Annotated in this window: 11 protein-coding genes; 2 read left to right on the plus strand and 9 right to left on the minus strand. The window is 42.8% G+C overall.

Annotated features, from left to right (window positions below; genetic code table 11):
* Window positions 1–160: 160 nt before the first annotated feature.
* The 5 genes from Q0779_RS23220 to pheS form a co-directional block, all read right to left on the minus strand.
* The gene (locus tag Q0779_RS23220) at window positions 161–904 is read right to left on the minus strand and encodes a pseudouridine synthase (RefSeq protein ID WP_298776577.1); all 744 of its coding nucleotides are present in this window, start codon (window positions 902–904) and stop codon (window positions 161–163) included.
* A gap of 12 nt (window positions 905–916) precedes the next feature.
* The gene (gene lpxM / locus Q0779_RS23225) at window positions 917–1852 is read right to left on the minus strand and encodes a lauroyl-Kdo(2)-lipid IV(A) myristoyltransferase (protein ID WP_298776579.1); all 936 of its coding nucleotides are present in this window, start codon (window positions 1850–1852) and stop codon (window positions 917–919) included.
* A 218-nt stretch (window positions 1853–2070) separates the two neighbouring features.
* The gene (ihfA, locus tag Q0779_RS23230) at window positions 2071–2367 is read right to left on the minus strand and encodes an integration host factor subunit alpha (RefSeq protein WP_248941556.1); all 297 of its coding nucleotides are present in this window, start codon (window positions 2365–2367) and stop codon (window positions 2071–2073) included.
* Window positions 2368–2371: 4 nt separating this feature from the next.
* Window positions 2372–4759 carry a phenylalanine--tRNA ligase subunit beta gene (gene pheT / locus Q0779_RS23235; protein ID WP_298776582.1) on the minus strand — a complete coding sequence of 796 codons (2388 nt, stop codon included), beginning with the start codon at window positions 4757–4759 and terminating at the stop codon, window positions 2372–2374.
* Window positions 4760–4775: 16 nt separating this feature from the next.
* A complete protein-coding gene (gene pheS / locus Q0779_RS23240) occupies window positions 4776–5759 on the minus strand; it encodes a phenylalanine--tRNA ligase subunit alpha (RefSeq protein ID WP_298776583.1) in 984 nt (327 codons plus the stop codon).
* Between the two features lie 406 nt (window positions 5760–6165).
* On the opposite strand from pheS, the gene Q0779_RS23245 reads away from it, so the two are divergent.
* Window positions 6166–7539, plus strand: a complete 1374-nt coding sequence (locus Q0779_RS23245; protein WP_298776584.1) for a methyl-accepting chemotaxis protein — start codon at window positions 6166–6168, stop codon at window positions 7537–7539.
* Between the two features lie 90 nt (window positions 7540–7629).
* Here Q0779_RS23245 and Q0779_RS23250 read toward each other — a convergent pair whose 3' ends face one another.
* The gene (locus tag Q0779_RS23250; RefSeq protein WP_298776585.1) at window positions 7630–8433 is read right to left on the minus strand and encodes a phytanoyl-CoA dioxygenase family protein; all 804 of its coding nucleotides are present in this window, start codon (window positions 8431–8433) and stop codon (window positions 7630–7632) included.
* A 291-nt stretch (window positions 8434–8724) separates the two neighbouring features.
* Between Q0779_RS23250 and Q0779_RS23255 the strand changes: the two genes are divergently transcribed.
* Window positions 8725–10044, plus strand: a complete 1320-nt coding sequence (locus Q0779_RS23255; RefSeq protein ID WP_298776586.1) for a Na+/H+ antiporter NhaC family protein — start codon at window positions 8725–8727, stop codon at window positions 10042–10044.
* Between the two features lie 13 nt (window positions 10045–10057).
* On the opposite strand, the gene Q0779_RS23260 is transcribed toward Q0779_RS23255, so the two are convergent.
* The 3 genes from Q0779_RS23260 to Q0779_RS23270 form a co-directional block, all read right to left on the minus strand.
* Entirely contained in the window at window positions 10058–10402 is a 345-nt protein-coding gene (locus Q0779_RS23260) for a hypothetical protein (protein WP_298776588.1), read from the minus strand.
* Window positions 10403–10482: 80 nt separating this feature from the next.
* Window positions 10483–10971 carry a RimK/LysX family protein gene (locus tag Q0779_RS23265; RefSeq protein WP_298776590.1) on the minus strand — a complete coding sequence of 163 codons (489 nt, stop codon included), beginning with the start codon at window positions 10969–10971 and terminating at the stop codon, window positions 10483–10485.
* Window positions 10972–11181: 210 nt separating this feature from the next.
* A complete protein-coding gene (locus Q0779_RS23270; RefSeq protein ID WP_298776592.1) occupies window positions 11182–11541 on the minus strand; it encodes a DUF3802 family protein in 360 nt (119 codons plus the stop codon).
* Window positions 11542–11741: the final 200 nt, after the last annotated feature.

Raw genomic sequence — 11741 nt, forward strand, 5'->3', positions numbered from 1 at the left:
ACGAAGTACATGAAAAAGCCAGTCGGGGGTTCCAACTGGCTTAATAAAAACCGTCAACCTATTTTAGGACTAGACAAACAATCCAAAAAAACTAAATACCTAAACGCTAATTTGTTTCCGATTAAGCGACCCTTAATCAATAAAAACGATCAACCTTCATTCAAAGGCGCTCTTCATTCGATGACTGAAAGCTGGCTATTTCATCTGTAGTCAAATACCGCCACTCCCCTACTGGAATATCCAATGTTACTGAGCCAATTTGCTCACGGTGCAGTGCCTGCACGCGATTACCCACAGCCGCGAACATGCGTTTCACTTGATGATATCGCCCTTCGGTTATAGTGAGTAGCACCTCTTTGTCATTCACGACAGAAACAAAGGCGGACAAGGTCAGTGAAGACTCACCTTGCAATTGAATGCCTTGCAAAAAACGCTCAATGACTTCGGTTTTAATCGGATCCCGTAAACTGACTCGATAGGTTTTCGCGCACTGTTTTTGTGGCCGTATGATGTCAAATGACCAGCGACCGTCATCGGTGATCAGCACAAGTCCTGTGGTATCGGCATCTAAGCGGCCGACAATGTGCAGCTCATCGGGGTTGTCGATATCGATATGATTAAAAATGGACGGGTGATCGCCATCCACATTGGAGCTGAGCGTATTGCTGGGTTTATGAAATAATAAATAGCGAAAAGGCCGCGTGACTAATACTTGTTCTTTTTGCGCTCCGTTCATTTGCCCATTCGCGTAACGGGTAAGCACGACATGATTATTCTCATGCACTTGTTTCGACTCATCATAGACTCGCTCATTGTTAACGCTCACTTCTCCTGCAGCAATGGCCGCTCTGGCTTGTGAGCGCGAGAGCACTGTGCTTTTACAAACAAACTTATCCAAACGCATCAAAAACAAGCCTTAATAAATTTCAGGATCACCTTCAGGGCGGGTTTTTAACACTTTTAAAAACCACATGTATTGCTCAGGGTAAGCCAAAATAACTTGCTCAACGGCTTTGTTAAGGGCAAGCGCTTCGTTTTCTTTACCTTGCATGGTACTCGGTTCAATGGCGGGTAATACGGTTAAATCAAACTGGCGGGTGTCTTGGTTATAACCTATCTGTATGGGCATCACTTGGGCATTGCCCGCTTTGGCGAGGCGCCCTACCACAGGTAAAGTGGCTTTTGTCGTGCCTAGAAAGGGCGCAAAAATACTTTTATCACGGCCTAAGTCTTCATCGGGTAAATAAAAGAAACTGTTATCTTGCTTAAGCTCGCTCAGCAGCGCACGAATACCCGCTTCTCGCATATAAACGCCACCACCATGGGTACTGCGCATACGGTTATTAAACCAGTTAAACAAATCATTACGGTGGGCTTTTGCCATCGTCACCATGGGCAGCTCTAAATTGAGCCTCAGCCCAGCATAATCAATGCCCCATACATGGGGCATAATAAAAATAATCGGTTGCTTATCTGCTCGCGCCTGATGCACATGCTCAAGTCCGGACACCTTCACACGTTTTCGCAAGTGGGCTTTACCACGAAGCAGTAATTCGGCTTGCCCCAATAAAATCATGGCAAAATTTTCGACATTACGAGTAATAAGGGCATTGACTTCCTGCGCTGAATACTCAGGAAAGCACAAAGTTAAATTGGCTCGCGCCACCTTAATTGGCTTAGTGGCGATTTTCATCACTAACTTGGCTAACACTCTGGCAATGGGATCCCGTACACAAGCGGGTAATAAAGAAAACAACACCAAAATAATAATACCGACCCAAGTGAACCAAAACTTAGGATGCAACAGCCTCAACGGAAAGCGACGATCAAAATAATTAGCATGTGTAGACAAGACTTCAACCTCTGATCTGACAGGTAATAGAACATCAGATCTCTTCTTCTATATAAAGTGAAAAATGCAGCGCCACATTCCATCGAATATGAAGCTGCATACTTATCTCCATGATACTTCAAAAGGCAACAATCCACTTAAAATATGACGGAAATATTCTATCACAATAATGAAAAAGCCACTCAGGTGAGTGGCCTTTACATACTGCTAGCACGCAATTACTTCTTTGCGTTAGCCTCTTCAACTCGACTTTTTAGCTTTTGTCCAGGTCGGAACGTCACAACACGACGTGCCGAAATAGGAATATCTTCGCCAGTTTTCGGGTTCCTTCCCGGTCTTTGATTCTTATCCCTTAGGTCAAAGTTGCCAAAGCCAGATAACTTGACCTGCTCACCACTTTCGAGCGCCTGACGAATCTCTTCGAAAAACATCTCTACCATCTCTTTTGCCACCCTCTTATTGAGACCGAGCGTTTCAAAAAGATGTTCTGCCATTTCGGCTTTGGTAAGTGCCATACTTTTAGTCCCTCAACGATGCGTTGAACTCAGACTTGAGAGCAGAAACAACTGAATTTACCATCTCAGCAATATCCTTTTCTACAAGCGTACGAGTGTTGTCTTGAAATATAAGTGCGATAGCTAAGCTCTTCTTGCCAGCCTCTACACCTTTACCTTTGTATACATCGAATAAGTTTAAGCCAACCAACTGATTTTCGCCAACTTTTCTTATCACTTTTACAACATTACCCACTGTAACTGCATCATCAACCACAATCGCAATATCACGACGGTTAGCTGGAAACTTAGATACAGCCTGGGCTAGCGGCAATTTGGCTTGCAATAAAGCATCCAATTCCAGCTCAAAAATAATAGTTTTACCATTGAGGCCAAACGGCTTTTCTAAACTAGGATGAACGGCTCCGATGATACCTACTACTTGCTCACCTCTAATAATTTCAGCACATTGCCCAGGATGAAGCGCTGAGTGTGTTGCTGATCTAAAGCTAAAGTCTAGATCCGATCCTGTCAAGCCAATTATGGCTTCAAGATCACCTTTAAGGTCGAAAAAATCAACCGTTTGTGACTCCAAGGTCCAATGTTCGTCACTTTGATTGCCCGCAATCACTGCACCTAACACGGCTTGTTGTCGTACACCGGACTGGGCATTTTCATCAGGAATAAAACGTAAACCTGTTTCAAATAACCTCACCCGATTCTGTTGACGACTCTGGTTATAACCCACAGCCGACAAAAGACCTGTCATCGTCGACAATCGCATTGCCGACATTTCAACCGAAATAGGATTCGGTAAAGTCATGGCATCTTGATCTGGATGGATCAATGCCTGTTGCTTGGGATCAACGAAGCTGTATGTAATCGCTTCTTGAAACCCTCTGTCAACCAATACATTACGCACACGTTTCAAACTGATATCCGCTTCTTTATGATCGGACATCTTAAGTGAAGCAACAGGGGCAATATTAGGAATATTATTATATCCGTATATACGTGCCACCTCTTCAATTAAATCTTCTTCTATCGCCATATCAAAGCGATAGGTCGCCGTTGTCACTTGCCAGCTGCCCGCTTGCGCCTCAACACTAAAGCCTAAACGTGTCAGAATTTCTTCCACATCACTGTCACTGATCCCGTGGCCTAAAATACGGTCTAATTTACTGCGACGCAGTAAAATGCTCACCGGTTTTGGCAAATCGTTTTCTGATTTAGCCTCAACAACGGGGCCCGCTTCACCACCACAAATATCAATCACCAATCGGCTTGCTCTATCCATGGCTTTGTGTTGTAACTCTGGGTCCACGCCACGCTCAAAACGGTGTGAAGAGTCAGTGTGTAGTCCTAAACGGCGCGCCTTACCTAATATGGCAAGCGGCGCAAAGAAAGCACATTCCAATACAATAGACTGTGTTTGCTGACTCACACCTGAATGCTCACCACCAAAAACGCCTGCCAGAGCAAGCGGTTGCGTTTGTGATGCAATAACCAGCATATCATCAGGTACTGTCACTTCATTACCATCAAGCAAGGTTAATTTCTCATCACCACTGGCCAAACGCACTTGAATATCGCCTTCCACTTTTGCTTTATCAAAAGCATGCATAGGCTGACCCAATTCAAGCAACACAAAGTTGGTGATATCCACAATCGGATCGATAGAGCGAATACCGCTGCGGCGTAATTTCTCTTGCATCCAAAGTGGCGTTTGTGCTTTCACATTGACATGATTGATGACACGAGCCAAATAACGTGGACAAGCCTTGGGTGCTTGTAAATCAACCGCCACTGTTTCATCAATCGTAGCTGATACCGCTTCCCATTCAGGCAAGGTCACAGCCTGACGATTGAGCACACCCACTTCACGTGCCAAACCCGCCATGCCTAGACAATCGGCGCGATTCGCCGTTAAATCCACATCAATAGTGGCATCATTCAAGCGCAAATACGCACGAATATCTTGCCCGACAGGGGCATCATTAGGCAGCTCTATAATGCCATCACTTTCAATATCAATGCCTAACTCGCCGTAAGAGCACAACATACCAAATGACGGCTCACCGCGTAATTTGGCTTTTTTAATTTTAAAATCACCAGGCAGCACTGCGCCAACCATGGCGACAGCCACTTTTATGCCTTGCCTACAGTTTGGCGCGCCGCACACAATATCAATGAGCTCGTCACCGCCCACATTGATTTTGGTCACCCGCAATTTATCAGCGTCAGGGTGCTGACCACATTCCACCACTTCACCCACAATGACGCCACTAAATTCACCTGCAACCGGGTCAATACCGTCGACCTCTAATCCTGCCATGGTTATTTGGTGGGCTAAGGCATCGCGGTCAACACTTGGGTTAACCCATTCACGAAGCCAAGATTCGCTAAATTTCATGCTAGTACTGCTCCGATTATTTAAATTGTTTTAAAAAGCGTAAATCATTTTCAAAGAATGAACGCAAGTCATTCACGCCATAACGCAACATGGATAAACGCTCAACCCCCATACCAAAGGCGAAGCCGGAATATTGCTCAGGATCGATCCCCACACTGCGCAGCACATTAGGATGAACCATGCCGCAACCTAACACTTCAAGCCATTTGCCATTTTTACCCATCACATCCACCTCAGCCGAAGGCTCAGTGAACGGGAAGTAAGAAGGACGGAAACGCACTTCTAAATCTTCTTCAAAGAAGTTACGTAAAAAATCATGCAATATGCCTTTTAACTCAGCAAAATTGACTTTTTCAGCCACAAACAAGCCTTCTACTTGGTGGAACATCGGCGTGTGAGTTTGGTCGTAATCATTACGATAAACACGACCAGGAGAAATAATGCGCAGTGGCGGCTTCTCATGCTCCATGGTGCGTATTTGTACACCAGAAGTTTGTGTTCTTAGCATCACCTTAGGGTTAAAATAAAAGGTGTCATGATCCGCGCGAGCTGGATGGTGCTCTGAGATATTGAGCGCATCAAAGTTATGAAAGTCATCTTCAATTTCAGGACCTTCTTTTACCACAAAGCCTAACTCGCCAAAAAAGGCTTCAATACGCTCAATGGTTCGGGTCACTGGATGTAAGCCACCATTTTCAATGCGGCGACCAGGTAATGTCACATCAATCCCTTCGCTGGCAAGCTGTGCTTCTAACTCTGCCGCTTTCAAGCCCTCAATTCGCAAAGACAAGGTTTTTTGCACTTGCTGCTTGGCTTGGTTAACCGCTTGTCCAAAAGCTGGCTTCTCTTCAGGAGGTAATTTCCCCATCATTTTCATCATGTCGGTGATCTGACCTTTTTTCCCAAGGTAATCGACACGAAGGTCATCGAGGGCTTTTAAATTATCAGCTCCTTCGATTGCCGCTAAGGCCTGTTCTACGATTTCTGTTAACTGTGACATTATCTCTTCCAGTGTGTGGTGACCCCAATATTGAGCCCCCATGACTTTTTGGCTAACTTTAATTTCAAGAGTGAAAATAAGAAAAAACACAAATTTTACGTGAGCATACCGCATTTGACTAGTGATAATTCAGGGTTTTTTTATTCAATTGACGGTTATTTCTCAATAGGATTTAAAATAGTGGCTATTAATTAACATAAAATCAATTTTTGCTGGTGTTTCACCCAATGCAATTGTTAATATTGAGATTTGAATAATTAACATAGATTGCTTTATGTATCATAACGGCGCCTTTTTCACTGCCATTAGCCGACAAATAATGAAACAAAATAACAACAAATCATTCAAGTTATCGTGTCTATGACCGATATTATGTCAAGTAGTCGTCCCAAAAATGAGAAATATCATGAAAGAAGTTAAATTTCGTTGGGTTGATCAGTATTTGATCCACATGACCTTAAGAACCAAATTCGCCATTTTGGCAATTTTACCGATGTTGGCACTTGTCGTGCTCACCTTAGTACAAACACATCAATTAAACAGCCATTTTCAAATCCAGTTGGCCCAACAAGCAAAGCAGCATGAACAAGCCAAACACTTACTGATAGCAAAAACACAAACCTTTCTAACAGTCACTGAACAAGCGAGCTTAAAAGATCAGATAAATCAAAAAATGCCCACATCGAACATCATCCCTCCTTATCGCTTCTATGATGATCCTTTGACTTATCTGACCTTGCTAGGCAGTTTTTTAGCCATTTTTGTCGTGTCTTATTATATTTCCACTTTTGTTCGCGGCGCCCTATATACCAATGTGAGTGCACTGCAAAAGGCGGCTGCAGGTGATTTAACCGGTCGGTTAAATTATTTTAAAGTAAAAGATGAATTTAGCCATTTGGCCCTGAGCATCGATACGTTAGTCGATCGTCAGCAATCACTGGTTCAACAAATGTCACAGGCAACGGCTCAAATACGCCAAGTGGTGCACTCTTTTAGAAATACGGCACAAGAGGGCCAGTCTTTAGCCAAAGATCAACGCTTACATCTCGACTCGTTAGCCACCGCCATGGAGCAAATGACAGCAGCCGTCAAAGAAGTCGCGCGTCACGCTGAGCAATCATCGCTTGAAACCCAAGAAGCTAACCTTCAAGTAGAAGCAGGCTCTCGTGATATAAATACTACTGTCAATGCAATTGGTACACTGTCGACAGAAATTGGTGATGCTTCAACGGCCGTGGATCACTTAAATGATAATGCCGCTAAAATTGATGAAGTGATCACCACCATTAATGCTATTTCAGAGCAAACCAATTTACTGGCCTTAAATGCCGCTATTGAAGCCGCTAGAGCGGGTGAACAAGGCCGAGGTTTTGCCGTGGTCGCCGATGAAGTCAGAACCCTTGCGGGTCGAACCCAGGCAGCCACCGTTGAAATTAAGGCGATGATTGAAGCACTGCAATCGGGTTCTCAAAACCTCACTCGAGTCATGACCCGCACGGTTGAAAAAGCCGATGAAGGCAAAAAGCATGTGTTGGATACAGGCAAAGATTTAGATGCCATTGCCCACCATAGCGCTAAAGTCTATGAGATGAGTACCCTCATCGCCACTTCAGCCGAAGAGCAATCTGCGGTAGCCAATGAAATAGCGACTAATTTAATGGAAATTCGTAATCAGTCTCATGATGTAGAACAATCAGCGAATATGAGTGTGTCGGGTTGTGATGAACTCCATGCCACCGCTGAACAACTCGATGCATTATTAATCGGACTCAAGGTATAACGCACATCAACCAATATCGCTAAGTCAATATAAGGGCACAGTAAAAATAATGTTCTACACTGTGTCCGCTTTAATGCTGTCAGTCCGCTGTTATTCTTTATAAATAACAGGAAACCAATCTTCCCTTAATCTCTCACCGTTTTTTTGATTAATATCAGGAAAATTTGGTGATGTTCTTCCTGGACGCTGAATGAAGCATATATCATCTCCCACAACACGAAAAGACAAGGTTTGATTCACCTGTGACAGCGTATTGGCATTCGCCCCGTGTATGGTTTTAAAATTAAAAGCCACCGCATCTCCAGGCGCTAACGCCCACACTTTGATATCCCACTCCTTATCATTAATATTCGGCAAATCCATGAAATGTGTGTCATCCCCATAAAAACTCTCAGCCGTTGACCAACTTGTCGGGCGAATTTCTTTCGGTAATAAATGACTTCGAGCAAGACTTTTAAGGGAAACAGATTTTTCTCTCTCGTTCAAGGGGATCCAAAAACTCACCGTTTGCTGTCCTTCGACACAATAATAAGGAAGATCTTGATGCCAAGGTGTGGCCACACAAGAGCCAGCCTCTTTATGCAATAAATGATCATGAAAAAACTGTACTGTTCTCGATCCCATTAACTGCGCCGCAATACGTCCAAGTGGAGATAAAAAGACGAAACGGCGATACTCCTCAATCCGTTGCCAATTACAGAAATCCTCCAAAAAAGCCCCCGAATGTGCATCAACTTGATGCCTTAGTGCCCGTGAACTTACTGTCGCTACATTTTGATTAGCTCCCTGTATTAATGAGGGGATCCACTCATTAAATATGCCTTTAAGGAGGACGACACCATTACGCTGATAATCTTCAATTTCTGTCTCAGTCATCTCACGTTCTTGCTTCATACTCAGTCAAGCCTCAAGATCCACGCCTAAAAAATATTCATATGAATGATAGTATTCACCAAGGGATGTTAGGAGCAAATGCTTTCTTAACCCGTCTCGAATTAGCCCAAGAAAAATCCCTTATCCGTTCATGTTTACTCAAATAAGCAACCCTATCCCCAAATTGACAATACAAATAAACAATACAATTAACATTAATTAAATTTAATGCTTCTAAAAAGGCGATTAACCTCGACAACAAAGAGAAGACATGGAAAAGTATTGATCACTCAACGATTACCTAGGCGTTAAATGAATTCAATTATTTTTGCCGTCGGCCTCATGCTGCTTTTAAGCTTAATGAGAGTTAATGTTGTCATTGCTCTGACGCTCAGTGCGCTTATTGCTGGTTTACTATCAGGAATGGGGCTAAATGGTACTGTCGAAGCTTTTAATGCTGGTTTAGGCAATGGGGCTGAAGTTGCACTGAGTTATGCCTTACTCGGCGCTTTTGCCGCTGCGCTTTCGTATTCAGGACTCACCAGCCTACTTACAAAAAGTATTCTGACAAAATTAAACCATCAGCGTAATCATAAAAACACCAATATTGTCCGCTGGGCCTTATTAAGTTTTATTGTCGTAGCCGCTGTAAGTTCGGGCAATATCATTCCTATCCACATTGCTTTTATTCCTATCCTTATCCCCCCACTGCTACATATTATGGAAAAACTGTCACTCGACAGGCGTCTCGTGGCATGTGTGCTGACCTTTGGACTCGTTATCAATTATATTACAATCCCAATAGGATTTGGTGGGATTTACCTCAATGAAATTTTGCTCAAAAGCCTCAATGTGAATGGCTTGAATGCTAACGCAGCCCAAGTGCTTCCCGCCATGCTCATTCCAGCGGTCGGTATGCTTATAGGCTTATTCATTGCAGTGTTCATTAGTTATCGTAAACCTAGAGAATATAATCAAGCTTTAACTTTGTCTGTTGAACCCGAAGAAAACATACATCCACGTAAAATTATCATTGCATTAATTGCCATTAGCTCCGCATTATTAGTACAGTTACTCAGCCAATCAATGATTTTTGGCGCCTTAGCTGGCTTTATTATTTTCAGTTTTTCAGGCGCGCTGAAAAACACTCAGGATCACAATATCTTTGATACTGGCGTTAGAATGATGGCCAATATTGGCTTCATCATGATTGCAGCAGCAGGTTTCGCATCGGTACTGAAAAGCACTGGTGATATAAACAGCTTAGTCAATTCATTAGGTGTGATAATTGGTGACAGTAAAGGCTTAGCCGCCTTTTTCATGTTACTGGTGGGATTAATCATTACCATGGGCATAGGCTCCTCTTTTTCTACCGTGCCTATTATTGCCGCTATTTACGTGCCTTTAGCACTCAGCTTTGGGTTCTCAACACCTGCCATTATTGCATTGATTGGTACTGCTGGGGCATTGGGAGATGCAGGTTCCCCTGCATCAGACTCCACATTAGGACCCACTTCGGGCTTGAATATTGATGGTCAACACGATCATATACGCGACAGTGTGATCCCCACCTTTATTCACTATAACTTACCCTTACTTCTTTTTGGTTGGTTTGCCGTGATGAGTTTGTAGCACCACATTATTGTTAATTAATTTGGCTGTGCCAAGACTGGAAGTATTCCGTTATATAATAGTCACTAATAAAATCAACCGATAATGAAAAATAGCAATTTTGTAATAACAAAGGCATGATCTCGGCTTTTAGCATTTCAGCCAAAGATTGCATAAAAGCCCCATCGCGATGGGGCTTTTTGAGTAACATAACAGAAATAAATAAATGTGAATGTCGATATTCACTCACGGGAAAAGCACGACTTTTACACACCCCTGCACTGCTGTCTTTACCATTAATCGTATGCTCTATTGCGGTAAAAATCGCATCGGTATCAAGGGTCAAATCATCGGAATATTTCAACTCTATTTGTGGCATCTTTATCTCTATCGTTAATCATCAAAAGGCGGTATGAATATAGCATCACTTATTGGCCAATAACATACAAATCCTTTTCATCAACTTCTTGCTACTTCCACATCCACCATGTAATGGCCTTTCAACCAGTCTCGACCAATCAGTAACTTATAATCCATGCGGCTACGATCGCGCAAATTAACTCTCACGTTACGTGACTTCCCCTGATAAACAATATTAAGTTTGACGATATAGCGCCGCTCTTCTCCTTGGGAGTTCACTATTTTAGAGACCCCCACTATTTTGGCCGTCATACGTTTAGACTCACCATCGGCATTCACTGTCGTAAACGACACCATTTTACCAATATCATGACGCATGGTTTTCCCACTTGATGCTTCTACAACGATATCTTTTGCATTTAATGATGTTCTTGCAGCACCAGTATCAATACGAGCAATGTAATTAAGCCCAGTGCCTGCTACTGACATATCAGCTGTGGCACCAATCACTTTTTTTTCTGACGCACAACTGGCTAACGAAATCGAAAACAACAAGGTTAAAAGGCCTAATTTTAAACTGACTTTCACTTTACGCTCCAAGACAACGAAACTGGGGGGATAAGATTAAAGCAAGGTGATAACACATGGCTTTTTGAACTGCAATATCCCCTCCTTCATTTTTAGCCTAATAACCCAATCTCCTTCGAATATCGTCAAAGGATAATGACAAGCCGCTAACAGTGTTAAAACATAGCAACATTGTGCTAATACACTGCAGTCAGGCCTTCTAGTACCATTTTAAGCCGTTTTTTTACTTAAAGTGAGTGCAACTTCTTGATCAAATAAATTCTTAATTAACGCTGAAAATTCACTGATGAATACCGATTGTGCTTGCGTGGCTTGTTCATTCGCCACATTCGCAAGGATTTCTTCTAAATCATAAACGATGGCATCCACTTCTCGGATCACTTGGTTACGTTGACTAAAAGATAAAGCCGGATTTTGGCCACAAACCATAATGATTTGAGCCGCCAACTGAGACTCAAACAACTCCATAACCGTATCATCAATTCGAGTAGAAGTTGGATCTTCAAATAAACCTAAATGCTGTGATAAATAATGTATCAGATGCATGTAACCATCTTTATCTGTTACCATAAAACCCCAATTCCTTTATTGATCCCCGTGATACTGCAAGATACCTGTTTTTAGCGTGGCACAAAGACACGACAAGGAGCAGGTTAAAAAAACCGCTCCAATATTACCCGTAATACTTGAAGGTGCATGTTTTCAGAGCCTGTAAAAGTGCCTAATTCAAGGCGTATTATTGCAGGAATGCTTATTGCCTTTTAAGGTGA

The sequence above is a fragment of the uncultured Shewanella sp. genome (assembly GCF_947491715.1).
GTDB lineage: Bacteria > Pseudomonadota > Gammaproteobacteria > Enterobacterales > Shewanellaceae > Shewanella.